At 65.8% G+C, this 23,699-nt stretch carries 26 protein-coding genes; 21 read left to right on the top strand and 5 right to left on the bottom strand.

All coding sequences use genetic code 11. The features are described from left to right. Positions 1-4 precede the first annotated feature (4 nt). Genes ACAM58_RS24560 through ACAM58_RS24550 form a run of 3 tightly spaced genes read left to right on the top strand, consistent with a single transcriptional unit; the run spans position 5 to position 3,564 of the window. Complete coding sequence (locus ACAM58_RS24560) at positions 5-1,885, top strand: long-chain fatty acid--CoA ligase (protein WP_369663698.1); 1,881 nt, start codon at positions 5-7, stop codon at positions 1,883-1,885. A 43-nt stretch (positions 1,886-1,928) separates the two neighbouring features. Continuing rightward, positions 1,929-3,095 (top strand): ABC transporter substrate-binding protein, encoded by a 1,167-nt coding sequence (locus ACAM58_RS24555; protein WP_369663697.1) that lies wholly within the window; start codon positions 1,929-1,931, stop codon positions 3,093-3,095. A gap of 7 nt (positions 3,096-3,102) precedes the next feature. Next, the gene (locus ACAM58_RS24550) at positions 3,103-3,564 is read left to right on the top strand and encodes an EVE domain-containing protein (protein ID WP_369663696.1); all 462 of its coding nucleotides are present in this window, start codon (positions 3,103-3,105) and stop codon (positions 3,562-3,564) included. Between the two features lie 6 nt (positions 3,565-3,570). Here the strand turns inward: ACAM58_RS24550 and ACAM58_RS24545 are convergent, their stop codons facing one another. After that, entirely contained in the window at positions 3,571-4,224 is a 654-nt protein-coding gene (locus ACAM58_RS24545) for a MarC family protein (protein WP_015867683.1), read from the bottom strand. A 2-nt stretch (positions 4,225-4,226) separates the two neighbouring features. Further along, a complete protein-coding gene (locus tag ACAM58_RS24540) occupies positions 4,227-4,973 on the bottom strand; it encodes an SDR family oxidoreductase (protein WP_369663695.1) in 747 nt (248 codons plus the stop codon). A gap of 73 nt (positions 4,974-5,046) precedes the next feature. Between ACAM58_RS24540 and ACAM58_RS24535 the strand changes: the two genes are divergently transcribed. Next, positions 5,047-5,652: a 2-hydroxychromene-2-carboxylate isomerase gene (locus ACAM58_RS24535; RefSeq protein ID WP_174545063.1), complete on the top strand. Its 606-nt coding sequence runs from the start codon at positions 5,047-5,049 to the stop codon at positions 5,650-5,652. Between the two features lie 40 nt (positions 5,653-5,692). Then, complete coding sequence (locus tag ACAM58_RS24530; RefSeq protein ID WP_307595023.1) at positions 5,693-6,376, top strand: dienelactone hydrolase family protein; 684 nt, start codon at positions 5,693-5,695, stop codon at positions 6,374-6,376. A gap of 21 nt (positions 6,377-6,397) precedes the next feature. On the opposite strand, the gene ACAM58_RS24525 is transcribed toward ACAM58_RS24530, so the two are convergent. Continuing rightward, a complete protein-coding gene (locus ACAM58_RS24525; protein ID WP_307595021.1) occupies positions 6,398-7,297 on the bottom strand; it encodes a LysR family transcriptional regulator in 900 nt (299 codons plus the stop codon). A 255-nt stretch (positions 7,298-7,552) separates the two neighbouring features. On the opposite strand from ACAM58_RS24525, the gene ACAM58_RS24520 reads away from it, so the two are divergent. Next, on the top strand, positions 7,553-7,921 hold the full coding sequence (locus ACAM58_RS24520) for a hypothetical protein (RefSeq protein WP_015867678.1): 369 nt from the start codon (positions 7,553-7,555) through the stop codon (positions 7,919-7,921). 89 nt (positions 7,922-8,010) lie between these two features. Here the strand turns inward: ACAM58_RS24520 and ACAM58_RS24515 are convergent, their stop codons facing one another. Next, complete coding sequence (locus ACAM58_RS24515; protein WP_015867677.1) at positions 8,011-9,171, bottom strand: magnesium transporter CorA family protein; 1,161 nt, start codon at positions 9,169-9,171, stop codon at positions 8,011-8,013. A gap of 3 nt (positions 9,172-9,174) precedes the next feature. Next, the gene (gene hemB, locus ACAM58_RS24510) at positions 9,175-10,164 is read right to left on the bottom strand and encodes a porphobilinogen synthase (protein WP_015867676.1); all 990 of its coding nucleotides are present in this window, start codon (positions 10,162-10,164) and stop codon (positions 9,175-9,177) included. 364 nt (positions 10,165-10,528) lie between these two features. Between hemB and ACAM58_RS24505 the strand changes: the two genes are divergently transcribed. The 15 genes from ACAM58_RS24505 (at position 10,529) to rplW (ending at position 23,699) form a co-directional block, all read left to right on the top strand. Next, on the top strand, positions 10,529-10,957 hold the full coding sequence (locus tag ACAM58_RS24505) for a CopD family protein (protein ID WP_015867675.1): 429 nt from the start codon (positions 10,529-10,531) through the stop codon (positions 10,955-10,957). A 14-nt stretch (positions 10,958-10,971) separates the two neighbouring features. Then, the gene (locus ACAM58_RS24500; protein WP_018905078.1) at positions 10,972-12,087 is read left to right on the top strand and encodes a VanZ family protein; all 1,116 of its coding nucleotides are present in this window, start codon (positions 10,972-10,974) and stop codon (positions 12,085-12,087) included. Between the two features lie 32 nt (positions 12,088-12,119). Then, the gene (locus ACAM58_RS24495; RefSeq protein WP_015867673.1) at positions 12,120-12,473 is read left to right on the top strand and encodes a ferredoxin; all 354 of its coding nucleotides are present in this window, start codon (positions 12,120-12,122) and stop codon (positions 12,471-12,473) included. Positions 12,474-12,545: 72 nt separating this feature from the next. Then, on the top strand, positions 12,546-13,178 hold the full coding sequence (locus ACAM58_RS24490; RefSeq protein WP_062364242.1) for an alpha/beta hydrolase: 633 nt from the start codon (positions 12,546-12,548) through the stop codon (positions 13,176-13,178). A 52-nt stretch (positions 13,179-13,230) separates the two neighbouring features. Continuing rightward, positions 13,231-14,400: a D-alanyl-D-alanine carboxypeptidase family protein gene (locus ACAM58_RS24485; RefSeq protein WP_015867671.1), complete on the top strand. Its 1,170-nt coding sequence runs from the start codon at positions 13,231-13,233 to the stop codon at positions 14,398-14,400. A 190-nt stretch (positions 14,401-14,590) separates the two neighbouring features. After that, entirely contained in the window at positions 14,591-14,968 is a 378-nt protein-coding gene (rpsL, locus tag ACAM58_RS24480) for a 30S ribosomal protein S12 (RefSeq protein WP_013543948.1), read from the top strand. A 153-nt stretch (positions 14,969-15,121) separates the two neighbouring features. Then, positions 15,122-15,595 (top strand): 30S ribosomal protein S7, encoded by a 474-nt coding sequence (rpsG, locus tag ACAM58_RS24475; RefSeq protein ID WP_007829591.1) that lies wholly within the window; start codon positions 15,122-15,124, stop codon positions 15,593-15,595. Between the two features lie 96 nt (positions 15,596-15,691). Then, positions 15,692-17,791, top strand: coding sequence for an elongation factor G (fusA, locus tag ACAM58_RS24470; protein ID WP_015867670.1), 2,100 nt, complete (start codon positions 15,692-15,694; stop codon positions 17,789-17,791). A gap of 196 nt (positions 17,792-17,987) precedes the next feature. Further along, positions 17,988-19,181, top strand: coding sequence for an elongation factor Tu (gene tuf, locus ACAM58_RS24465; RefSeq protein WP_012745744.1), 1,194 nt, complete (start codon positions 17,988-17,990; stop codon positions 19,179-19,181). A gap of 21 nt (positions 19,182-19,202) precedes the next feature. Further along, complete coding sequence (gene rpsJ / locus ACAM58_RS24460; protein WP_007838118.1) at positions 19,203-19,517, top strand: 30S ribosomal protein S10; 315 nt, start codon at positions 19,203-19,205, stop codon at positions 19,515-19,517. Between the two features lie 145 nt (positions 19,518-19,662). Continuing rightward, positions 19,663-21,243, top strand: coding sequence for a hypothetical protein (locus ACAM58_RS24455; protein ID WP_307597098.1), 1,581 nt, complete (start codon positions 19,663-19,665; stop codon positions 21,241-21,243). A 17-nt stretch (positions 21,244-21,260) separates the two neighbouring features. Next, entirely contained in the window at positions 21,261-21,812 is a 552-nt protein-coding gene (locus tag ACAM58_RS24450; protein WP_307597097.1) for a hypothetical protein, read from the top strand. A 254-nt stretch (positions 21,813-22,066) separates the two neighbouring features. Next, entirely contained in the window at positions 22,067-22,747 is a 681-nt protein-coding gene (rplC, locus tag ACAM58_RS24445) for a 50S ribosomal protein L3 (RefSeq protein WP_015867667.1), read from the top strand. Then, the gene (gene rplD, locus ACAM58_RS24440; protein ID WP_013543942.1) at positions 22,747-23,367 is read left to right on the top strand and encodes a 50S ribosomal protein L4; all 621 of its coding nucleotides are present in this window, start codon (positions 22,747-22,749) and stop codon (positions 23,365-23,367) included. The genes rplC and rplD overlap by 1 nt, the downstream gene beginning before the upstream one ends. Beyond that, complete coding sequence (gene rplW / locus ACAM58_RS24435) at positions 23,364-23,699, top strand: 50S ribosomal protein L23 (protein ID WP_007838129.1); 336 nt, start codon at positions 23,364-23,366, stop codon at positions 23,697-23,699. The genes rplD and rplW overlap by 4 nt, the downstream gene beginning before the upstream one ends.

The following is a 23,699-nucleotide window of genomic DNA, read 5'->3' as shown; positions in this document are numbered from 1 at the left end:
CGGCATGAGCACAACCACCCTGCGCGCTCCCGCCGGCCTCTGGGACCTCGCGCACCTGCAGCCGAGTCCGGGCATCGCCGTGCCGGGCGACACCATCCCGGCCGTGTTCTGGAAGGCCGTGGAGCTGCGCGCCGACAAGGTCTGGATGCGGCAGAAGGAATTCGGCATCTGGCGCGCCTGGACCTGGCGGCAAACCGCCGAGGCCGTGCGCGAGATCGCGGGCGGCCTGCTGGCGCTGGGCTTCGGCCAGGGCGAGCGCGCGTCGATCCTTGCCAACACCGTCATCGAGTGGGTGCTGTGCGACGTGGCCGTGCTCAGCTGCGGCGGCGTGTCCAACGGCATCTATCCCACCGACGCGGCCTCGCAGGTGCACTACCTCTGCGAGGACTCGCGCACCACCGTGCTCTTCGTCGAGGACGACGAGCAGCTCGACAAGGCGCTCGAGGTGCGCGCGCAATTGCCGATGCTGCGCAAGGTCGTGGTGTTCGACATGGAAGGCCTGCGCGAGCTCGACGACCCCGGCGTCATCAGCCTGGATGCCCTGCGCGCACTCGGCCGCGACCACCTGCAGGCCCATCCGCAGGCGCTGGCGCAGCGCATTGCCGCCTGCCGGCCCGAAGACCTCGCGATCCTGGTCTACACCTCGGGCACCACCGGCAAGCCCAAGGGCGCGATGCACAGCCATCGCGGGCTGGTCTACACCATGCGCGGCTACAACACCCTGCTGGCCCAGGGCGAGGGCGACGAGCGCATGTGCTTCCTGCCGCTGTGCCACATCGCCGAGCGCATGGGCGGCGAATACTTTGCGATGTACACCGGCTCGATCCTCAACTTCGTCGAGAACCCGGAGACGGTGCCCGAGAACGTGCGCGAGATTTCGCCCACCGTGTTCACCGCCGTGCCGCGCGTGTGGGAGAAGTTCTATTCGGGCGTGATGATTGCGCTGAAGGAAGCCAGCCGCCTGCAGCAGGCCGCCTACGGCTGGAGCATCGGCGTCGGCCGGCAGATCGCCGATCGCGTGCTCGAGGGCCGGCCGGTGGGCGCCTGGCTGCGCTTGAAGTTCCGGCTGGCGCGCTGGCTCGCGCTCGACAACGTGCGCAAGCTCATCGGCATCCACCGCGCGCGCTTCCTCGTGACCGGCGCGGCGCCGATCTCGCCCGAGCTCGTGCGCTGGTACCTGGCGCTGGGCGTGCCCATGCTCGAGGTCTGGGGCATGACGGAATCGTGCGGCGCCTCCACGGGCGTGCCGCCCTCGCGCATCCGGCCGGGGTCGATCGGCCCGGCCACCAGCTACAACGAGGTGCGCCTCGATCCGAAGACCGGCGAGATCCTGGTGCGCGGCCCCAATGTCTTCATGGGCTACCTCAACCTGCCCGAGAAGACCGCCGAGACCATCGACGCCGACGGCTGGCTGCACACCGGCGACGTGGGGACGGTCGACGCGGAAGGGTATTTCCGCATCACCGACCGCATGAAGGACATCATCATCACGGCAGGGGGGAAGAACATCACGCCGAGCGAGCTGGAGAACGAGCTCAAGTTCAGCCCCTACATCACCGACGCAGTGGTGATCGGCGACAAGAAACCCTACCTCACGGTGATCGTCATGATCGACCAGGAGAACGTCGAGAAGTTTGCGCAGGACCACGACGTGCCGTTCGGCAACTACGAGAGCCTGACGCGCGCGCAGGAGGTGCTGGACCTGATCCAGGGCGAGATCGACCGCGTCAACGCGAAGTTTGCACGGGTCGAGCAGATCAAGAAGTTCTTCCTGCTCGAAACACAGCTCTCCGCCGAGGACGAGGAGCTCACGCCGACGATGAAGCTCAAGCGCAAGCTGGTCCAGGCCAAGTACGCCGAGCGCATCGAGGCCATGTACCGCTGATTCACCGCTGATCCATTTTTCGCCAACCCGAGGAGACAACCCCATGAAGCTCAAGACAGTGACGACCCTGGCCGTGCTGGGCCTGGCCGCAGCGTTCGCGTCGGCGCAGCAGCAACAGGGCGTGGGCAAGGACGAGATCCGCATCGGCACCATCCAGGACCTGTCGGGCCCGCTCGCGGGCTTCGGCAAGCAGGCGCGCAACGGCATGCAACTGCGCGTGGACGAACTCAACGAGCAGGGCAGCATCAATGGCCGCAAGCTCAAGCTCTTCGTCGAGGACTCGGGCTACGACCCGAAGAAGGCCGTGCTCGCGGCGCAGAAGCTGGTCAACCAGGAGAAGATCTTCATCATGGCCGGCCACATCGGCACCGCGCAGAACATGGCGGCCATGCCGGTGCAGTTCGAGAAGAACATCGTCAACTTCATGCCGATCACCGCGGCGCGCGAAATGTACGAGCCGCTGAACCGGCTCAAGTATTCGTTCGCCGCCACCTACTACGACCAGATCCGCCTGGCGCTGCCCAAGATGATCAAGGAGAAGGGCGCCAAGAAGGTCTGCACCATCTACCAGGACGACGAGTTCGGGCTCGAGGTGCAGCGCGGCGCCGAGGCGGGCCTGAAGGCCGCCGGCATGGAACTGGCCGAAAAAACCTCGTTCAAGCGGGGCGCCACCGACTTCAGCTCGCAGGTCGCCAAGATGAAGGCCGCCAATTGCGACCTCGTGGTGCTCGGCACCATCATCCGCGAGACCATCGGCACCGTGGGCGAGGCGCGCAAGACCGGCTTCAACCCGACCTTCCTGGGTTCGAGCGCGTCCTACACCGACCTGATCCACAAGCTCGGCGGCAAGGCGATGGACGGCATCTACGCCACCATGACGGTGCAGAACCCCTACACCGACGAGCAGTCGCAGCCGCTGCGCTTCTGGGCCAACAAGTACAAGACCAAGTTCAACGAAGACCCGACGGTGTTCTCGGTGTACGGCTACGTCATCATCGATTCGTTCATCAAGGCGGCGCAGAAGGCCGGCCCGAACCTCACGACCGACAGCTTCATCAAGGCCATGGACAGCATGACCTTCGAGCCCGACATGTTCGGCAGCCCGAAGAGCAGCTACACCGCCACCAAGCGCCTGGGCAACGATCAGTCCCGCCTGTCGCAGATCAAGGACGGGAAATGGGTCGTGGTTTCCGACTATGTGACACCATAACGGGACCATGCCCAATTACTGGTTGATGAAATCCGAGCCCGACGAGGTCTCGATCGACGATGCGCTCGCCGCGCCCAACGCCACCGTGGCGTGGACCGGCGTGCGCAACTATCAGGCACGCAACTTCATGCGCGACGGCATGAAGGTCGGCGACGGCGTGCTGTTCTATCACTCGAGCTGCCCCGAGCCCGGCATCGCGGGCATTGCGCGCGTGGCCTCGGGCATCAAGCCCGACCCGACGCAGTTCGACCCCAAGTCGCCCTACTACGACCCGGCGTCGAAGAAGGACGATCCGCGCTGGCTGCTGGTCGACGTGCAGGCCGTGCGCAAGACGCGGCTGCTGCCGCTGCCCGAGCTGCGCGCCAGGCCCGAGCTGGCGGACCTCGTCGTGCTGCGCAAGGGCAACCGGCTGTCGATCACGCCGGTCGAGCCCGCGCACTGGCGCATCATCGAGAAGATGCTGGGCTGAAGGGCGTCAGCCCACGCGCTGCAGGATCGGAAACAGCTTGCCCAGGCCGTCGGCCATGACCTCGACCGCGAGCGCCGCGAGGATCAGGCCCATGAGCCGCGTCATGATGTTGATGCCCGTCTTGCCGAGCACGCGCGCAATCGGCTGAGCCAGCGAAAACGCCAGCGCGGTGGCCAGCGCCACCACCACGCCGTAGCCCACCAGGAGCCCGAGCTCCCACAGGTGCTGGGTCTTGTCGGCGTAGATCACCACGGTCGATATGGTGGCCGGCCCGGTGAGCAGCGGAATGGTGAGCGGCACCACTGCGATCGATGCGCCCATCGAGGCCTTCACTTCGGTGGCCCGCAGCTCCTCGACATTGGTCTTGCTCTCGGCCGGCTTGGCGTTGAGCATCGAGAGCGAACTCATGAGCAGCAGCAGCCCGCCGCCCACCTGGAAGCTGGCAATCGAGATGCCGAAGAACGCCAGCAGCTGCAGCCCGATCAGCGCGCTGACCGCAATCACCACGAAGGCGCTGAAGGCCGACATGCGCACGGTGTGCCGGCGCTGCGCATCGGAATACCCCTGCGTGTAGTGGATGAAGAAGGGCACGATGGCCAGCGGGTTGACGATGGCCACCAGCGTGACCAGCGGCTTGATCAGGTCCATCGAGGTGCTCATACCTACCTTCCCCCGGTCACGTCGAGCAGCGCCATGGTGGTGTAGCTCGCTTCGGCGGACAGCAGCCACAGGATCGCGCCGGCAATTTCCTCGGCGCTGCCGGTGCGCTGCATCGGCACGGTGGGTGCGAGCTCGAAGGCGCGCTTGGGCATGCCGCCGGAGGCGTGGATCTCGGTGTCGATCAGGCCGGGGCGTACCGCGTTGACGCGAATGCCCTCGGCGGCCACTTCCTTGGCCAGGCCGATGGTGAAGGTGTCGATCGCGCCCTTGGCGGCCGCGTAATCGACGTACTGGCCCGGCGAACCCAGCCGCGCGGCGGCGCTCGAGACATTGACGATGGCGCCGCCCGATCCGCCGTGCCGGGTGCTCATGCGCCGCACCGCCTCGCGCGCGCAGACGAAGCTGCCGATCACATTGACGCGGAACATGCGTTCCAGGCGCGCCACGCTCATTTCGTCGACCCGGGCCTGCACGTCGACGACGCCGGCGTTGTTGACCAGCGCCGTGAGCCGGCCGAGCCGGGCATCGACCTTCTCGAACATGGCCAGCACCTGGGCCTCGTCGCCCACGTCGGCCTGCACGGCCATGGCGGTGCCGCCGCCCGCGCGGATGGCGCGCACCACCTCGTCGGCGGCGAGCGAGTTGTTCGCGTAGTTGACGGCCACCGCGTAGCCGCGCTGCGCTGCCAGCAGGGCGGTGGCGGCGCCGATGCCGCGGCCGCCGCCCGTGATCAAGAGCACCTGGTCCAAAACCTACCTCCTGCAGAGAAACTGCGTGTCAGTTAAAACCGTTGGCTTGGATTACATCATCGGGGGCATGCGCATGAGCATTGACAAGACCATTGACTATTACTTTGCGCCACAGAGCCCATGGACCTATCTGGGGCATTCCCGCTTTGCCGCGATCGCCGCGGCCGCCGGCGCCACGGTGCGCGTGCGGCCGATCGACCTGGGCAGCGTGTTCCCGGTGTCGGGCGGGCTGCCGCTGGGCAAGCGCGCGCCGCAGCGCCAGGCGTACCGGCTGGTCGACCTCGCACGCTGCTCGCGCCACCTCGGCCTGCCGCTGAACACCAAGCCGAAATTCTTCCCGGTGGCCAGCGACGACGCGGCCCGGGTCATCATCGCGGTCGACATGCACGACGGCACCGAGGCCGCCATGCGCATGTGCGCGGCGGTGTTCGCGGCCGTGTGGGTGCAGGAGCGCAACATCGGCGACCCGAAGGTGCTCGATTCGCTGGTGGTCGAATGCGGGCTGTCGCCCAAGCGCGCGGAGCAGTCGCAGAGCCAGGCGGTGCAGGAGCGTTACGAGGCTTACACGCAGGAAGCGATCGACATCCAGGTGTTCGGTGCGCCAAGCTATGTCATCGATGGCGAGATATTCTGGGGCCAGGACCGGCTCGACTTCGTCGAGCGCGCGCTGCGCCAGTAACCGGCATTCCATTCAGTTGCGATTCAAGGAGCAAGACATCATGGGTCAATTCATCGATCTGAAAGCCAAGGACGGCTTCACCTTTCCCGCCTACGTGGCCGAGCCCGCCGGCAAGCCGCGCGGCGCGGTGGTCGTGGTGCCGGAGATCTTCGGCGTCAATTCGCACATCCGCTCTGTGGCCGACGGCTACGCGGCCGACGGCTACCTGGCGGTGTCGCCCTCGACCTTCCACCGCGTGAAGCCCGGCGTCGAGCTCGGCTACAGCGACGAGGACATGAAGGCCGGCTTCGCGCTGAAGACCGCGGTCGAGGCGCTGCCCGCGCCCGGCGTGCTGCAGGACATCGAGGCCGCCGTGGCCTATGCCTCCAAGGCCGGCAAGGTCGGCATCGTGGGCTATTGCTGGGGCGGCCTGCTGGTCTGGCGCGCCGCCAGCCTGGTTCCGGGCATTGCCGCCGCAGCACCCTACTACGGCGGCGGCATGACCACGCCGGAAGAAACCGCGCGCCAGCCCAAGGTGCCGGTGCTCGCGCATTTCGGCAACCAGGACCACTGGATCCCGCTGGACACCATCGAGACCTTCAAGAAGGCGCATCCCGAGGTGCAGGTGCAGGTCTACGAATCGGGCCATGGCTTCAACTGCGACCAGCGCGGCTCCTACAACGCCGAGGCCGCCAAGCTCGCACGCACGCGCACGCTCGAATTCTTCGCCAAGCACGTCGGCTGAGCGCGGCCGGAGCCCGGCGGCTTATTGCTTGCGCGCGCCCGCGCCGATGCGGGTCTGCAGAAAGTCGAGCAGCGCACGCAGCGCGGCGCTGTTGTGGCGCCGCTGCAGGTAGGCCGCCGACAGCCACATGTCCTTGCGCGCATAGCCCTGCAGCACCGGCACCAGTTCGCCGTGGTCGATGTGCGACTGCACCAGGATCGAGGGCAGGTAGATCACGCCGAAGCCGCGCATCGCCACCCGGATCAGCGGCGCGCCCTCGGTGCAGTCCATGCGGCTCTTCACCGGCACGTCCAGCGGCTCGCCGCCGTCGTCGAAGCGCCAGACCGGCTGGGCGCCCAGCAGCGAATGCGTGAGCGCCTCGTGCCCCGCGAGGTCGCGCGGATGCTCGGGCTTGCCGTGCTTCTTCCAGTAGACCGGCGAGGCGCAGACCACCATCTCCATCAGCATCAGCTTGCGCACGATCAGGTTGGCGTCCGCCACCGGGCCGCTGCGGATGTCGACGTCGATGCCTTCTTCCGCGAGGTCGACCGTGCGGTTGGTCAGCTGCAGGCTGATGCTCACGTCCGGGTAGTAGCGCATGAAGTCGGCCAGCAGGCCCGGGAACTCGCCGTTGCCCATGCCGTGCGGCGCCGAAATCCGCAGCCGGCCGCCGGGCTGCCTGGCGCGCTCCTGCAGCTCGGCCTGCGTGAGCTCCACCATTTCGAGCACCGGGGTGCTGCGCTCGAGCAGCAACTGCCCGGCATCGGTCAGGCTCACGGAGCGCGTCGAGCGGTTGAGAAGGCGCACGCCGAAGCGCGTTTCGAGCTCCGCCACGTACTTGCTGACCGTCGCCTTCGACATGTCGAGCTTCTTTGCCGCGTGCGAGAAGCTGCCATGCGAGGCCACTTCCCGGAAGGTTCTGATCAGATCGAGACTGTCCATGTCAAAGCGCCCATTGTTTCCGTTCCGCGGCCGGCCCGCTTCGATTTTCGGGGAAGACCCGGCATTTGCAGGCGCCGGTGCGCGCTCGGTTCGTGTGCATGCCGCCGGCGCGTCATTGTTTCAATAGAGGAAACACCGTGTCTCTGTTCCGCGTGATTTACACCGGCCGTTCAGTTGGAAACTCGCCGCACAGGTGAGCACGAACGAACGAGCGAGCCTGGTGGACGAACCATCCAACCAACACAAGGAATTGACATGAAGACCTCGCACATCCTCGCCGCCGCTGCCCTGACCCTGCTGGCCGCCACCGGCGCCCAAGCCGAAACCTACGATGGCGTGAACACCGCCGTCTCGACCAAGAGCCGCGACGAAGTCAACGCCGAAGCCGTGCGGACCGCATCGGCCCCCAACCAGAACGTGACCCGCGGCTCGCGCGGCCCGGAAACGGTCGCCGTGTCGAAGGACCGTGCGCTCGTGGAAGCCGAAGCCGTCCGCACCGCCTACGCTCCCGACCAGAACGTGACCTCGGGCTCGCGCGTCAACAGCAAGGTCGTCTCGACCATGCCCCACCCGATGGACGCACGCGTCCAGGCCCAGCAAGGCTCGGGCGCCGTCGCCAAGTAAGACCGGCGAAACCGCTGCTGCCCCTCGCGGGCAAGCAAAAAAGGCCACGCAATTGCGTGGCCTTTTTGCTTTCAGGCGGGTTGCGCGCTTCAGCGCGTGCGCGCCAGGTAGCGCTTGCGCCAGAACACCAGCACCAGCAGCAGCGCGATCACCAGCATCGCCGTCATGGCAATCCAGAAGCCATCGGCCTTGTGCACCAGCGGAATGAACTCGAAGTTCATGCCGAAGATGCCGGCAATGAGGTTGAGCGGCAGGAAGATGGCCGTCAGCACGGTGAGCACCCGCATGATGTCGTTGGCGCGGTGGCCCTGCACGCTGAAATGCATCTGCACCGCGGTCTCCGCGTTCTGTTCGAGCCGGCGCACGTGGTGCACCACGCGCTCGATGTGCTCGAGCACGTCGCGGCTTCGCACCATGATCAGTTCCCGCTCGCGCTGCTCCGCCTCGCCCTTGGCTGGGGGCAGCGTCTCGAGCGAGTCGATCCAGTCCTGGATGGCCGCGCGCTGGTCCTCGCAGATCTCGTCCAGGTGGTGCAGCGACTGCCGGGCTTCCATCAGCGCGCCCCAGTTGGTGAAGCGGCTGCGCGGATCGATCAGCTCGGTCTGCCAATGGTCGAGCTGGCGCGTGAGTTCGCGGCGCATGTCCAGGTAGCCGTCGACGATCTGGTTGATGACGCGCAGCATCAGGTCGGCGGTGCCGGTGGGCACGCGGGCCGAGGTGGCGCGCACGTCGAGCGCGGGGGCGCCCTTGTCGTCCGGCGAGCCGGCGGCGAGCAGCCGGGCGGCAAACACGTCGCGCACCGCGCCGTCCTCGGGATGCACCGACAGCAGCACGCGGTCGAACAGCGCGAAACCCACGGGGCGGGTGTCGACCCGGCGCAGCACCGGAGGGCCGCGGCGCAAGGGTGCGGGAAGGGGCGGCTCGCCGCCCGTGGTGCCCTTGCCATTGCCCAGCGCCGCCTGGCCGGGGCCGCTCGAAAGGCGCCGGAACACCAGCACGTCGTATTGCGAGGTGTAGTCGTAGTGCGACGGCAGCTGGTCGTTGAGCAGGTCCGCCACATGCAGGTCGACCAGCTGCGCCTGGCAGAGCGACTGCAGGATCTGCTGGACCGCGGGCAGCGAGGCGCGGAATTCGTCCCGCGTGAGCGAAATCCAGAGATAGCCTTGCGCCGCGCAGGCCCCGGGCAGCGCGAGCGGAGCCAGCGCCGGGTGCTCGCTCACGCGCGAGCGGTCGATTTCGAAGATGCGCATGCGCTATTGTTTTTGCAGCAACCGCGCGGCGTCGAGCGCAAAGTAGGTGAGCACGCCGTCGGCGCCGGCGCGCTTGAAGGCGAGCAGGCTTTCGAGCACCACCGCATCGTGGTCGAGCCAGCCGTTCTGGGCCGCGGCCTTGAGCATCGCGTATTCGCCGCTCACCTGGTAGGCGAAGGTGGGTACGCGAAATTCGTCCTTCACGCGGCGCACGATGTCCAGGTAGGGCATGCCGGGCTTGACCATCACCATGTCGGCGCCCTCGGCAATGTCCAGGCCCACTTCGCGCAGCGCCTCGTCGCTGTTGCCCGGGTCCATCTGGTAGACCTTCTTGTTGCTCTTGCCGAGCGTCGCGGCCGAGCCCACGGCATCGCGGAACGGCCCGTAGAAGGCGCTCGCGTACTTGGCGCTGTAGGCCATGATGCGGGTGTGGATGTCGCCGCGGGCTTCCAGCGCGGTGCGGATCGCGCCAATGCGCCCGTCCATCATGTCGCTGGGCGCCACAATGTCCACGCCGGCTTGCGACTGTGTGAGCGCCTGCTTCACCAGCACTTCGACGGTGGCGTCGTTGAGGATGTAGCCGGTGTCGTCGAGCAGGCCGTCCTGCCCGTGGCTGGTGTAGGGGTCGAGCGCCACGTCGGTCATGACGCCGAGCTCCGGAAAGCGCGACTTCAGCGCCGCGACCACGCGCGGAATCAGCCCCTCGGGATTGAAGGCCTCGTCGCCCGCGGGCGTCTTGAGGCCGGCATCGATCACCGGAAAGAGCGCCATCACCGGGATGCCGGCCTCCACGCACTGCTCGGCCACCGGCAGCAGCAGGTCGAGGCTCAGGCGATCCACGCCGGGCATCGACGCCACGGCATCGCGCTTTTTCTCGCCTTCCTGCACGAACACCGGGTAGATGAGGTCGTGCGCCGTCAGCGCATGCTCCCTGACGAGGTTGCGGGTGAAGCTGTCGCGGCGCAGGCGGCGCGGCCGGCCGGCGGGATACATGGCAAAGGAAGATGGCGTCATAGGCGGAAAATTGTGCCTGAAGCGCCAGTTCGTGCATCGGGCGCTCGTCCGCGGGTTGTCCGACAACCACGCCGGCGACGTAAATCGAAGGTTCTCGTTTTTTCGTGCGGAATTGTCAAAGAATCTGACCCGAGCCGCTTGAAACTTTGTTTCGCCTTTGTTAAATTCAAAAGCGGGCGGTTTACCGCTCCCCGCTTTTCCTCCCTGAGCGGGTGCCTTGATGTGTGACAGCAAAAGGGCTTCCCAGCCCGACGTGAAGACGTCGGGCTTTTTTTTGCCCGCTGCATCCGCGCCGGCGCCAAAGCCCGGCCTGCACGGCGCGGCCCGCCACTAAACTGGCCCCATGCTCTGGGTTAAATCTCTTCACATCGTCTTCATTGCCAGCTGGTTCGCGGGGTTGTTCTACCTCCCCCGGATCTTCGTCAACCTGGCGATGGTGCCGCCCGAGTCCGTGGCCGAACGCGAGCGCTTGCTTCTGATGGCGCGCAAGCTGTTGCGTTTCACGACCTTCCTGGCCATTCCGGCGCTGGGTTTCGGCCTCTGGCTCTGGCTGGGCTATGGCATCGGGCGCGGCCCCGGCAACGGCTGGCTGCATGCCAAGCTGGCGCTGGTGCTGGCGGTGATCGGGTATCACCATGCCTGCGGCGTGCTGCTGCGCCGTTTCGTGGCCGGGGGCACCCAGCGCAACGACCGCTGGTACCGCTGGTTCAACGAACTGCCGGTCCTGCTGCTGCTCGGCATCGTGGTGCTGGTGGTGGTCAAGCCGTTCTGAGCCCGAAAGCCACGGTGGAGACGCAGCACAAGTCCGCCGCGCTGCCCCTGGCGCTGGCCTACGCGGCGCTGATCGTCTATGCCAGCCTGTACCCGTTCGCCGACTGGCGCGACCAGGGCATTGCGCCGTGGGCCTACCTGTCGGCCTCGTGGCCCAAGTACTGGACGGGCTTCGACTTCGCGATCAACGTGGGCGGCTACGTGCCCTTCGGCTTCCTGTGCGCGCTGGCGGTATTGCGGACGCGGCGCGACGCCAGCGTCTGGCGTGCGGTGCTGCGCGCCACGCTGGCCGGCGCGGCCGTGGCCTTTGCCATGGAAACGCTGCAGAGCTATCTGCCTGCGCGCATTCCCTCCAATGTCGACCTGGGCCTGAACAGCTCCGGCGCGCTGCTGGGGGCCCTGCTCGCGGCGGGGCTCGAGCGGCTCGGCGCGGTGGCGCACTGGAGCCGCACGCGCTCGCTGTGGTTCGTCGAGGATTCGCGCGGCGCGCTGGTGCTGCTCGCGCTGTGGCCGCTGGCGCTGCTGTTCCCGGCAGCCGTGACCTTCGGCCTCGGCCAGGTGTTCGAGCGGCTCGAAGTCGCGGTCTCGGAGTGGCTGCTCGACACGCCCTTCATCGACTGGATGCCGCTGCGCCAGTTCGAGCTGGAGCCGCTGGTGCCGGCCGTCGAGCTGCTGTGCGTGATGCTCGGTGCCCTGGTGCCGTGCCTGCTGGCTTTCATGGTGACGCGCACGGTCGCCCGGCGTGCCGTGCTGCTGCCGCTCACGCTGCTGGCGGGCATCGGCGCCTCGGCGCTGTCGGCGGCGCTGAGCTACGGCCCCGAGCACGCATGGGCCTGGCTGGGCCTGCCGGTGCAGGTCGGCATTGCGACGGCGCTGGTGGCCGGCGTGCTGCTGCTCGGAGCGCCGCGGCGGCTCTGCGCGGCCCTGCTGCTGGTGGCGCTGGTGATCCAGCTGAGCCTGCTGAACCAGGCGCCCGAGAGCGCCTATTTCGCACAGACCCTCGCCACCTGGGAGCAGGGGCGCTTCATCCGCTTCCACGGGCTGGCGCAGTGGCTCGGGTGGCTGTGGCCGTTCGCGGTCCTTGCCTATGTGGTGGCCGCGCTGTCGCGCCGGGGGCGGCCGGCCGGCTGATGGCCTGCGGCGGGCGTCACTAAAATCTACCGATGCCCAGTTCCTCTTCTGCCGCGCCGCGCGGCTACTACGGCCGCCACATCTTCTTTTGCCTGAACGAGCGCAAGAACGGCGAAGACTGCTGCGCCCTGCACAACGCCCAGGCGGGTTTCGATCGCTGCAAGGCGAAGGTCAAGGAGGCGGGGCTGGCCGGTCCCGGCAAGGTGCGCGTCAACAAGGCGGGCTGCCTGGACCGCTGCGCCGGCGGCCCGGTGGCGGTGGTCTATCCCGAAGCGGTCTGGTACACCTTCGTCGATGCCGACGACATCGACGAGATCGTCGACTCGCACCTGAAGAACGGCCAGGTCGTCGAGCGCCTGCTGCTGCCTCCCGATGTGGGCCGCTGAACTTTTGGCGGGATCCCGCGCTCGTACCGTGCACCCAAGCCCTCGGGGCCGGTCAGTTCCATTCCTCGCATCATGAATTCCCAGACCGAAAAGATCCGCCTCCAGGGCGCCGCCGGCGCCATCGAGGTGCAGCGCGACCAGCCAGCCGAGGCCGCGCGCGGCATCGCCGTGATCGCCCATCCGCATCCGCTGTTCGGCGGCACCATGGACAACAAGGTGGTGCAGACCCTGGCGCGCGCGTTTGTCTCCTGCGGCTGGACCGCGGTGCGTTTCAACTTCCGCGGCGTGGGTGCGAGCGAAGGCGTGCACGACGAGGGGCGCGGCGAATGCGAAGACATGATGAACGTCGTCTCCCAGCTCGCGCCCGAAGGCCCGCTGGCGATTGCCGGCTTCTCGTTCGGCGCCTTCGTGGCAAGCTGCGCGGCCGAAAAGCTCTGGGCCGCTCGCGACCTGCGGCAGCTCGTGCTGGTTGGAACGGCGGCTTCGCGCTTTTCGGTCGCCACGCTGCCGGCCGAGGCGCACGAGCGCACGCTGGTGGTCCACGGCGAGGCCGACGACACGGTGCCGCTGGCGGCGGTCATGGACTGGGCGCGGCCGCAGTCACTGCCTGTCACGGTTATTCCGGGCGGCGGCCATTTCTTTCACGGACAATTGCCCCTCCTCAAAAGCCTGGTCGTCCGCCATCTGCGCGCGGGCGCCGCATGAAAAGCCTCACGGGCTTGCGTTTTCGTCTCCTCCCGTCTCTCCTATTGCTCCCATGAATCGTTTTTTTGACGCGTTTCGCGCGCTGGTGCTGGCCGCCGCCGCATCGGTTGGCATGATCGCCGCTGCCCAGGTGCCGGCACCGCCCGAGATCGCCGCGCGCAGCTACCTGCTGCTCGACGTCACGGCCAACCAGATCCTTGCGCAGAAGGACATCGACAGCCCGGTCGAACCGGCGTCGCTCACCAAGCTGATGTCGGCCTACATCGTGTTCGACGCGCTGCGCGCCAAGAAGATCACGCTGACCCAGACCATGCCGGTCAGCCAGCGCGCCTGGAAGATGCCCGGCTCGCGCATGTTCATCGATCCCAAGATGCAGGTGCCGGTCGAAGACCTGATCAAGGGGCTGATCGTGCAGTCGGGCAATGACGCCACCGTGGCGCTGGCCGAAGGCGTGGGCGGCACCGTGGAGCATTTCGTCGAGCTCATGAACGCCCAGGCCAAGGCGCTGGGCATGAAGAACACGAGCTACAAGAACCCCGAAGGCCTCACCGCGCCCGGCCACACCACCACGGCGCGCGACCTGAGCATCCTTGCGACGCGCCTGGTGCGCGACTTCCCGGAAGAAGCCAAGTACTACGCGATCAAGAAGTACCGCTACCCGGGCACGCCCTCGACCAACGACACCAACCGCAACCTGCTGCTGTTCCGCGACCCGACCGTCGACGGCCTGAAGACCGGCCACACCGAAGCGGCCGGCTACTGCATGATCGCCACCGCCAAGCGCGACTTCCCCAACCTGACCGGCGGGCGCCGGCTGCTGTCGATCGTGCTGGGCACCTCGGGCGAGACCGTGCGCGCGAACGAATCGCAAAAGCTCCTGAACTGGGGCTACACCGCCTACGACGCGGTGCGCCTGTTCGACGCCGGCCAGCCGGCCGCCACGCCGGCGGTCTGGAAGGGCAAGGCCAACACGCTCAAGCTGGGCCGCCCGGAAGCCATCGTGGTCGCGGTACCGGCCGGTACCGCCAGCAAGATCAAGACCCAGGTGGCGCGCCCCGATCCGCTGGTGGCGCCGTTCACCAAGTACCAGCCGGTGGGCTCGCTCAAGGTGACGCTGGACGACCAGCCGCTGGCGGACGTGCCGCTGGTGGCGCTGGAAGGCGTCGAGCAGGCCGGCATCCTCGGCCGCGCCTGGGACGCCGTCCGGCTCTGGATCAAGTAAGGAAGGGCGCCAGGCAGCGCCGGCCGACGCTGTCCTTGCCGTTTCAAGCCCGCCTGCTATACTCGTGGGCTTTTCGGAATTTTCCGAAGGGTTTCACGTTTTCGTTATTCCCGGTTTCCTTGCCTTGCGTCACGACAAGACAGGGGCGGCTTCACAGCCAGGGCCGGGTTGTTTTGGGACTAATTCATTCATGCCAACCATCAATCAACTGGTGCGTCAGGGTCGAACGGTCGAAAAGATCAATTCGAAGAGCCCTGCCATGCAGAACTCGCCGCAACGCCGCGGTGTCTGCACCCGCGTCTACACCACGACGCCCAAGAAGCCCAACTCGGCGCTTCGTAAAGTTGCCAAGGTCCGCCTGACCAATGGCTTCGAAGTCATCTCCTACATCGGCGGCGAAGGCCACAACCTGCAGGAACACAGCGTCGTGCTGGTTCGCGGCGGTCGTGTCAAGGACTTGCCCGGTGTTCGCTACCACATCGTGCGCGGTTCGCTCGACCTGCAAGGCGTGAAAGACCGCAAGCAGTCGCGTTCCAAGTACGGCGCGAAGCGTCCCAAGAAGGCTTAAGCCTTCCTGTCGTAGAAAACAAACAAGCGGTGTTCGGTTGCCTTGGCGGGCACATCGAACGAAGTGACCCAATGTCGGGTCGAGTAAGTGAGAGTCCGGAATGGCTCTCGCGGTATCGGAAACGATGCCAACTGAAGCAAAGAGGTTAGAAAAATGCCACGTCGTCGCGAAGTCCCCAAACGTGAAATCCTGCCGGATCCCAAGTACGGCAATGTCGAGCTGTCGAAGTTCATGAACGTGATCATGGAAGGCGGCAAGAAGGCTGTTGCCGAGCGCATCATTTATGGCGCGCTCGACTTCATCGAAAAGAAGAACCCCGACAAGGACCCGCTCGAGGCCTTCACCGTTGCCATCAACAACGTGAAGCCGATGGTCGAAGTCAAGTCGCGCCGCGTCGGTGGTGCGAACTACCAGGTGCCGGTCGAAGTCCGCCCGGTCCGCCGCCTCGCCCTGTCGATGCGCTGGATCAAGGAAGCCGCCCGCAAGCGCGGTGAGAAGTCGATGGCCCTGCGCCTGGCCAACGAACTGATGGAAGCCACGGAAGGCCGTGGCGGCGCCATGAAGAAGCGCGACGAAGTGCACCGCATGGCAGAAGCCAACCGGGCATTCAGCCACTTCCGCTTCTAAGAATCAAACTTCGCTTGGGCGTTGGGTGTTGAGTTTCGGGCGACGTCGCCCGTGCTCAAGGCCCAGCGCTCAACGCATTTAACCCGAAAGTAAATCATGTCCCGCAAGACCCCCATCGAGCGCTACCGCAACATCGGCATCTCCGCGCACATCGACGCCGGCAAGACCACGACGACCGAGCGCATCCTGTTCTACACCGGTGTGAACCACAAGATCGGTGAAGTGCACGATGGCGCCGCCACGATGGACTGGATGGAGCAAGAGCAAGAGCGTGGCATCACGATCACCTCGGCTGCCACCACCTGCTTCTGGAAGGGCATGGCCGGCAAGTTCGAAGAACACCGCATCAACATCATCGACACCCCCGGCCACGTGGACTTCACCATTGAAGTCGAGCGCTCGATGCGCGTGCTGGACGGCGCCGTCATGGTGTACGACGCTGTCGGCGGCGTGCAGCCCCAGTCGGAAACCGTCTGGCGCCAGGCCAACAAGTACAAGGTTCCGCGCCTCGCGTTCGTCAACAAGATGGACCGCACCGGCGCCGACTTCCTGCGCGTGCGCCAGATGATGGTGGACCGCCTGAAGGCCAACCCCGTCGTGATCCAGATCCCGATCGGTGCCGAAGAGCACTTCCAGGGCATCGTCGACCTCGTGAAGATGAAGGCCATCATCTGGGACGAAGACAAGGGCGTGACCTTCACCTACGGTGAAATCCCCGCGAACCTGACCGACGTCTGCAACGAATACCGCGAAAAACTCGTCGAAGCCGCTGCCGAAGCGAGCGAAGAGCTGATGAACAAGTACCTCGAAGGCGGCGAGCTGTCCGAAGAGGAAATCAAGAAGGCCATTCGCCAGCGCACCATCGCCGGCGAAATCCAGCCGATGCTGTGCGGCTCGGCCTTCAAGAACAAGGGCGTGCAGGCCATGCTCGACGCCGTCGTCGAATACATGCCCGCTCCGACCGACATTCCCCCGGTCAACGGCACCGACGAAGACGAAGCCCCCGTCACCCGCAAGGCTGACGACAACGAGAAGTTCTCGGCGCTCGCATTCAAGCTGATGACCGACCCGTTCGTGGGCCAGCTGACCTTCGTGCGCGTCTACTCGGGCGTGCTGACCAAGGGCGACAGCGTCTACAACCCGGTGCGCGGCAAGAAGGAGCGCATCGGCCGTATCGTGCAGATGCACGCGAACAACCGCGAAGAAGTCAACGAAATCCGCGCCGGCGACATCGCTGCCTGCGTGGGCCTGAAGGAAGTCACCACGGGCGAAACCCTGTGCGACCCGGCAGCCGTCGTGACGCTCGAGCGCATGGTTTTCCCGGAATCGGTGATCTCGCAGGCCGTCGAGCCCAAGACCAAGGCCGACCAGGAAAAGATGGGCATCGCCCTGCAGCGCCTTGCCCAGGAAGACCCGTCGTTCCGCGTCAAGACCGACGAGGAATCGGGCCAGACCATCATCGCCGGCATGGGCGAGCTGCACCTCGAAATCATCGTGGACCGCATGAAGCGCGAGTTCGGCGTGGAAGCCAACGTGGGCAAGCCGCAGGTGGCCTACCGCGAAACGATCCGCAAGACCGTCGAGGAAGCCGAAGGCAAGTTCGTGCGCCAGTCGGGCGGCAAGGGCCAGTACGGCCACGTCGTGCTCAAGCTCGAGCCGCAGGAAGCCGGCAAGGGCTTCGAATTCGTCGACGCCATCAAGGGCGGTGTGGTTCCTCGCGAATACATCCCCGCAGTGGAAAAGGGCGTTGTGGAAGCACTGACGCAAGGCGTGCTGGCGGGCTACCCCGTCGTCGACGTCAAGGTCACGCTGCACTTCGGCTCGTACCACGACGTGGACTCGAACGAAATGGCGTTCAAGATGGCCGCGATCTTCGGTTTCAAGGAAGGCGCCCGCAAGGCCAACCCCGTGATCCTCGAGCCGATGATGGCCGTGGAAGTCGAAACGCCTGAAGACTACGCCGGCAACGTGATGGGCGACCTCTCGTCACGCCGCGGCATGGTGCAGGGCATGGACGACATGATCGGTGGCGGCAAGTCCATCAAGGCCGAAGTGCCGCTGTCGGAAATGTTCGGCTACTCGACCACGCTGCGTTCGATGTCGCAAGGCCGCGCCACGTACACGATGGAGTTCAAGCACTACGCCGAAGCTCCGCGCAACGTTGCCGAAGCCATCGTGGCTGCTCGCGCAAAGTAATGTCTTTGCGGGACAGACCAGGATTTGCGCAGCAAATCTGCTCTGTCCCCAACTGATTAAAAAGAATGTGGGGTCGCGCAGTGCGCGGCTCTCTTTGTCTGCGATCCGGTGCCGCCACGTTCCCGTGCGAGGCGAACCAGCAATCGGGTGCAGACATAAAACCAATACACGGGAATGCTCTTTCAAGGATTGAAAAATGGCAAAAGGTAAATTCACCCGCACCAAGCCGCACGTGAACGTGGGCACGATCGGTCACGTTGACCACGGCAAGACCACGCTGACGGCGGCCATCGCCACGGTGCTGTCGGCCAAGTTCGGCGGCGAAGCCAAGGCCTACGACCAGATCGACGCGGCGCCCGAAGAAAAGGCCCGCGGCATCACCATCAACACCGCCCACGTCGAGTACGAGACGGCCAACCGCCACTACGCCCACGTCGACTGCCCCGGCCACGCCGACTACGTCAAGAACATGATCACCGGCGCGGCCCAGATGGACGGCGCCATCCTCGTGTGCTCGGCCGCCGACGGCCCCATGCCCCAGACCCGCGAGCACATCCTGCTGGCGCGCCAGGTGGGTGTGGGCTACATCATCGTGTTCCTGAACAAGTGCGACATGGTGGACGACGCCGAACTGCTCGAGCTCGTCGAAATGGAAGTGCGCGAACTGCTGGACAAGTACGAATTCCCGGGCGACGACACCCCCATCATCCACGGCTCGGCCAAGCTCGCCCTGGAAGGCGACAAGGGCAAGCTCGGCGAAGAAGCCATCATGAAGCTGGCCGAAGCCCTCGACACCTACATCCCGACGCCCGAGCGCGCCGTGGACGGCACCTTCCTGATGCCCGTGGAAGACGTGTTCTCGATCTCCGGCCGCGGCACCGTGGTGACCGGCGCCGTCGAGCGCGGCGTGATCAAGGTCGGCGAGGAAATCGAGATCGTGGGCATCCGCCCGACCGTCAAGACCACCTGCACCGGCGTGGAAATGTTCCGCAAGCTGCTCGACCAAGGCCAGGCTGGCGACAACGTCGGCGTGCTGCTGCGCGGCACCAAGCGCGAAGAAGTCGAGCGCGGCCAGGTGCTGTGCAAGCCCGGCTCGATCAAGCCGCACACGCACTTCACCGCTGAGGTGTACGTGCTGTCCAAGGACGAAGGTGGCCGTCACACGCCGTTCTTCAACAACTACCGTCCGCAGTTCTACTTCCGCACGACGGACGTGACCGGCGCGATCGAGCTGCCCAAGGACAAGGAAATGGTCATGCCTGGCGACAACGTCAGCATCACCGTGAAGCTGATCAACCCGATCGCGATGGAAGAAGGCCTGCGCTTCGCCATCCGCGAAGGCGGCCGCACCGTGGGTTCGGGCGTCGTGGCAAAGATCCTCGACATCTAAGCCGCACGCAAAGGAATCACCATGGCTACCAAGCAAAAAATCCGCATCCGCCTGAAGGCGTTCGACTACAAGCTGATCGACCAGTCGGCAGCCGAAATCGTTGATACCGCCAAGCGCACCGGCGCGATCGTCAAGGGCCCCGTGCCCCTGCCGACCCGCATGAAGCGTTTCGACATCCTGCGTTCGCCGCACGTCAACAAGACTTCGCGCGACCAGCTCGAGATCCGCACGCACCAGCGCCTGATGGACATCGTCGACCCGACCGACAAGACCGTGGACGCGCTGATGAAGCTCGACCTGCCGGCCGGCGTGGACGTCGAGATCAAGCTGCAGTAAACCAGCCTCGCGCTGCGTTTCCTGAGAAGCCCGCTTGCAGAAATGCAAGCGGGCTTTTTCATTTGTCTTCCAACTGTGGCATCCTCGCGCACCGGTGTTCTTCGGGGCCAGCGGGGCCGGGGCTGAAACGAGGGCAGTACAAGCTATGAGCTACAAGAACTCTTCTGCATGGATCGCGGCATGTGTTGCCGCGGCGCTGCTGGCCGGCTGCGGTGGCGGAGGCGGGGGAGGTGGTGGCGGCGGCTTCGCCGGCTTCCCGCTGCCGGTGGCGGGTCCGGTCACCCTGAGCGGCACGGCCACCTATGAATCCGTGCCGAATCCGAACGGCACCCTCGTCTATGCCAGCTCGGCGCCCCGGCCCGTGCGAGGGGCCAGTGTGGAAGTGCTCAATGCGGCAACGTCCGCGCCACTGGCCACGGCCACCACCGACGACAACGGCGCCTATGCGGTGTCCGTGCCCGCGAACACGGCGATCGCGGTGCGGGTCAAGGCGCAGCTGGTCCGAAGCGGCCCGGGCGCAAGCTGGGATGTGACGGTGCGCGACAACACGCGCTCCAGTGGCCTCTACACCATGCAGAGCCCCGCCTTCTCGTCGGGCGTGGCCGCCTCGGTGCGCGACCTCCATGCACCTTCGGGCTGGGGCGGCTCGAGCTACACGGGGGACCGGGTGGCGGCGCCCTTTGCCATCCTCGATACGGTCTACACCGCCATGCAGAAGGTGGTCTCGGCGGCGCCTGCAACGGCGTTTCCGGCCTTGCGCGTGTTCTGGAGCATCAACAATGCGCCGTCCCCCGGCAGCGTCGCGGCGGGGCAGATCGGCACCACTTTCTTCGTCGACAGGGGCAGCAACGGCCGCGAAATCTATGTGCTGGGCAAGGAAGACGTCGATACCGATGAATACGACACCTCGGTGATCGCCCACGAGTGGGGGCACTACTACCAGTCCTCCTTCAGCCGCGACGACTCGATGGGCGGGGACCACAGCCAGAGCCAGCGTACCGATCGCCGGCTCGCGTTCTCGGAAGGCTGGGGCAATGCCTGGTCGGGCATTGCGCTCGGGCGCCGGAACTATGTCGATTCGGGCGGGGCGCAACAGGCGTCCGTCCGGGAGAGCATCAACATCGACCTTTCCGCCGGTGCGGCAACCCAGCCGGGCTGGTACCGCGAGACCTCGATCCAGTCGATCTTCTGGAATCTCAACCAGCAGGTGGGCTTCAAGCCGATCCACGACACGCTGACCGGCTTCCAGTTCAGGAGCGGCGCGGCCGTCACCTCGATCCATCCTTTCTCGGCGGCCTTCAACGCGACCGCGCCGGGCAGCGCGTCGGCCCTGGCCACCCTGCTGGGCGGGCAGGGCATCAACGCGACGGACAACGATCCGTTCGGCGGCGCCGAAACCAACGACGGCGCAATTCCGGTTGCGATCCCGATGTACAGGGTGGCGACCGTGGGCGGCGCCGTGACCCAGGCCTGCGTCTCCAACGACGCCGGCACGGGCAACAAGCTCGGCAACTTCTCCTATGTCCGCTTCACCGCGCCTGCCAACCGCAGCTACCAGATCGTCGTGAATGGCGGTCCGGCGGGATCCAACCCCGATTTCGACATCTTCAGGGGCGGCCTGGTTGCCCGAACCGGCAATACGGTCAGCCTGTCGGCTGGCGAGTACGTTCTGGCAGTGACGGACCGCAGCAGTCTCGACGCATGCTTCAACGTCTCCATTCAGTAGTAGCAAGAAAGGCCGCCATGAACATCCGATCGAATTCGATGATGGCCCTCGCGTGCCTCGTGTGCCTCGCACTGGCAATGCTGTCGGTACCGGCCGCGGCAGACGGCGACCCCGGGTCGCGCAGCGCCAGGCACGCAGCGTCGCAGCAGCAGCGCCAGGCCGCCCCCATGACCACGGCGCCGCAAAAGCCCGGCGGCGCCGGCGTCAAGCTCGAATACCGGCTCGACGCCACGCCGCGAGTGGGCCAGGCCACGCCTGTCGTGCTGCAATTCGACGGCGTGACCGACGCCGAGGGTGCCACGGTCCGCCTGAGCGCCGACAAGGGGCTGGCCCTCCAGGGAAGCAGCACCCTCGCGCTGCCGGCCGGCAAGCGGACCACGGCCACCGTCGTCGTGGTGAGCGAGGCCGAGGGGCTGGCCTACCTCAATGTGTTCATCAGGCACGGCGGCGCCTCGAGCGCGGTTTCGGTCCCCATCCAGACCGGCACGGCCGCGCCGACCTTGAAATCCAGCGGCGAAATGAAGTCCACGCCGGGTGGCGACAGCATCATCACGATGCCCGTCAAATAGGCCGGAAGCAGTAAAAAGCGGCCCAAGACAGGGGGCAGGTGCCTTCCGGGCCGCTTCACAATGCAGCTTGCACTGCGCCCGCATCGCGGGCTATAATCGCTGGCTCTGCCCTTCGTGCGTCCATTCGGGCGCCTTGAGAGCGGAGATTTATCAACCTTCCTTCGCAGGCCGGGTACCCCCAGGGGAATCGGCCAAACGCTGTCGCCAATTGAAGTGGCAGCGGCGAGGGGAGTTTCCATTTTTGGAGAAAACAAATGAGTCTGAGCAACTCCCTCGGGTTGCTGGGCCGCAAGGTGGGGATGATGCGTCTCTTCACCGATGACGGGGACGCAGTTCCTGTCACGGTGGTGGATGTGTCCAACAACCGTGTGACCCAGATCAAGTCGCAAGAGACCGACGGCTACGTCGCACTGCAAGTGACGTTCGGTTCGCGCAAGGCATCGCGCGTGACCAAGCCCCAAGCCGGCCACCTCGCCAAGGCGGGTGTCGAAGCTGGTGAAATCATCCGCGAATTCCGCGTGACCGCCGATACCGCAGGCCAGCACAAGGCTGGCGCCGTGATCGCCGCGAGCAGCGTGTTCTCGGTGGGCCAGAAGGTCGACGTGCAAGGCACCTCGATCGGCAAGGGCTACGCTGGCACGATCAAGCGCCACAACATGAGCTCGCAGCGCGCGTCGCACGGCAACAGCCGTTCGCACAACGTTCCCGGCTCGATCGGCATGGCACAAGACCCCGGTCGCGTGTTCCCCGGCAAGCGCATGACGGGCCACCTCGGCGACGTCACCAAGACCACGCAGAACCTCGATGTCTTCCGCATCGACGAAGCGCGTCAACTGTTGCTCATCAAGGGCGCGATCCCGGGTTCGAAGGGTGGCTTCGTCACCGTGCGTCCCGCCATCAAGGCCAAGCCGCAAGCGGCTGAAGGAGCGAAGTAATGCAACTCGAACTCCTGAACGAACAAGGCCAGGCCGCGTCGAAATACGACGCCCCCGAGACCGTGTTCGGCCGTGACTACAACGAAGACCTGGTCCACCAGATCGTCGTTGCATTCCAGGCCAACGCCCGCCAAGGCACGCGCGCCCAGAAGGACCGCGAGCAGGTCAAGCACTCGACCAAGAAGCCTTTCAAGCAAAAGGGAACGGGCCGCGCCCGTGCCGGTATGACGTCCTCGCCGCTGTGGCGCGGGGGTGGCCGGATCTTCCCGAACATGCCTGACGAAAACTTCTCGCAGAAGATCAACAAGAAGATGTACCGCGCCGGCATGGCCGCCATCTTCTCGCAGCTCGCTCGCGAAGGCCGTCTGGCCGTGGTGGATTCGCTGACCGTGGATTCGCCCAAGACGAAGCCGCTGGCAGCCCGTTTCAAGGCGATGAATCTCGAGTCCGTGCTCGTGATCGCCGAAGAAGTCGACGAAAACCTGTACCTTGCCTCGCGCAATCTGGTGAACATTCTCGTGGTCGAACCCCGCTACGCCGATCCGGTGTCGCTGGTCCACTACAAGAAGGTGCTGGTCACCAAGGGTGCCGTCGACAAGCTCAAGGAGATGTTCGCATGAGCCGCGTGAACCCTACCGCCGCTGAACGTACGTTCGAAGAAGGCCGCCTGATGGCGGTGCTGGTCGCCCCGATCGTGTCCGAAAAGGCCACGATGGTCGGCGAGAAGTCGAACGCTGTCACTTTCAAGGTGCTGCAAGACGCCACCAAGCCCGAGATCAAGGCCGCTGTCGAACTGATGTTCAAGGTCGAAGTCCAGGGCGTGTCGGTGCTCAACACCAAGGGCAAGACCAAGCGCTTTGGCAAGTCCATCGGCCGCCGCGACAACGTTCGCAAGGCCTATGTGACGCTCAAGCCCGGTCAAGAGCTCAACCTCGTCGGGGAAGGCGCTTAA

The sequence above is a fragment of the Variovorax sp. V116 genome, assembly GCF_041154435.1.
In the GTDB taxonomy this organism is placed as follows: domain Bacteria; phylum Pseudomonadota; class Gammaproteobacteria; order Burkholderiales; family Burkholderiaceae_C; genus Variovorax; species Variovorax paradoxus.
This window is presented reverse-complemented; position numbering and strand designations above follow the sequence as displayed.

Excerpts from the sequence above, each read along its gene's own strand:
- ACAM58_RS24560 (WP_369663698.1), top strand. The coding sequence starts at position 5 with ATGAGCACAACCACCCTGCGCGCTCCCGCCGGCCTCTGGGACCTCGCG.
- ACAM58_RS24555 (WP_369663697.1), top strand. The coding sequence starts at position 1,929 with ATGAAGCTCAAGACAGTGACGACCCTGGCCGTGCTGGGCCTGGCCGCA.
- ACAM58_RS24550 (WP_369663696.1), top strand. The coding sequence starts at position 3,103 with ATGCCCAATTACTGGTTGATGAAATCCGAGCCCGACGAGGTCTCGATC.
- ACAM58_RS24545 (WP_015867683.1), bottom strand. The coding sequence starts at position 4,224 with ATGAGCACCTCGATGGACCTGATCAAGCCGCTGGTCACGCTGGTGGCC.
- ACAM58_RS24535 (WP_174545063.1), top strand. The coding sequence starts at position 5,047 with ATGAGCATTGACAAGACCATTGACTATTACTTTGCGCCACAGAGCCCA.
- ACAM58_RS24530 (WP_307595023.1), top strand. The coding sequence starts at position 5,693 with ATGGGTCAATTCATCGATCTGAAAGCCAAGGACGGCTTCACCTTTCCC.
- ACAM58_RS24525 (WP_307595021.1), bottom strand. The coding sequence starts at position 7,297 with ATGGACAGTCTCGATCTGATCAGAACCTTCCGGGAAGTGGCCTCGCAT.
- ACAM58_RS24520 (WP_015867678.1), top strand. The coding sequence starts at position 7,553 with ATGAAGACCTCGCACATCCTCGCCGCCGCTGCCCTGACCCTGCTGGCC.
- ACAM58_RS24515 (WP_015867677.1), bottom strand. The coding sequence starts at position 9,171 with ATGCGCATCTTCGAAATCGACCGCTCGCGCGTGAGCGAGCACCCGGCG.
- hemB (WP_015867676.1), bottom strand. The coding sequence starts at position 10,164 with ATGTATCCCGCCGGCCGGCCGCGCCGCCTGCGCCGCGACAGCTTCACC.
- ACAM58_RS24505 (WP_015867675.1), top strand. The coding sequence starts at position 10,529 with ATGCTCTGGGTTAAATCTCTTCACATCGTCTTCATTGCCAGCTGGTTC.
- ACAM58_RS24495 (WP_015867673.1), top strand. The coding sequence starts at position 12,120 with ATGCCCAGTTCCTCTTCTGCCGCGCCGCGCGGCTACTACGGCCGCCAC.
- ACAM58_RS24490 (WP_062364242.1), top strand. The coding sequence starts at position 12,546 with ATGAATTCCCAGACCGAAAAGATCCGCCTCCAGGGCGCCGCCGGCGCC.
- ACAM58_RS24485 (WP_015867671.1), top strand. The coding sequence starts at position 13,231 with ATGAATCGTTTTTTTGACGCGTTTCGCGCGCTGGTGCTGGCCGCCGCC.
- rpsL (WP_013543948.1), top strand. The coding sequence starts at position 14,591 with ATGCCAACCATCAATCAACTGGTGCGTCAGGGTCGAACGGTCGAAAAG.
- rpsG (WP_007829591.1), top strand. The coding sequence starts at position 15,122 with ATGCCACGTCGTCGCGAAGTCCCCAAACGTGAAATCCTGCCGGATCCC.
- fusA (WP_015867670.1), top strand. The coding sequence starts at position 15,692 with ATGTCCCGCAAGACCCCCATCGAGCGCTACCGCAACATCGGCATCTCC.
- tuf (WP_012745744.1), top strand. The coding sequence starts at position 17,988 with ATGGCAAAAGGTAAATTCACCCGCACCAAGCCGCACGTGAACGTGGGC.
- rpsJ (WP_007838118.1), top strand. The coding sequence starts at position 19,203 with ATGGCTACCAAGCAAAAAATCCGCATCCGCCTGAAGGCGTTCGACTAC.
- ACAM58_RS24455 (WP_307597098.1), top strand. The coding sequence starts at position 19,663 with ATGAGCTACAAGAACTCTTCTGCATGGATCGCGGCATGTGTTGCCGCG.
- ACAM58_RS24450 (WP_307597097.1), top strand. The coding sequence starts at position 21,261 with ATGAACATCCGATCGAATTCGATGATGGCCCTCGCGTGCCTCGTGTGC.
- rplC (WP_015867667.1), top strand. The coding sequence starts at position 22,067 with ATGAGTCTGAGCAACTCCCTCGGGTTGCTGGGCCGCAAGGTGGGGATG.
- rplD (WP_013543942.1), top strand. The coding sequence starts at position 22,747 with ATGCAACTCGAACTCCTGAACGAACAAGGCCAGGCCGCGTCGAAATAC.
- rplW (WP_007838129.1), top strand. The coding sequence starts at position 23,364 with ATGAGCCGCGTGAACCCTACCGCCGCTGAACGTACGTTCGAAGAAGGC.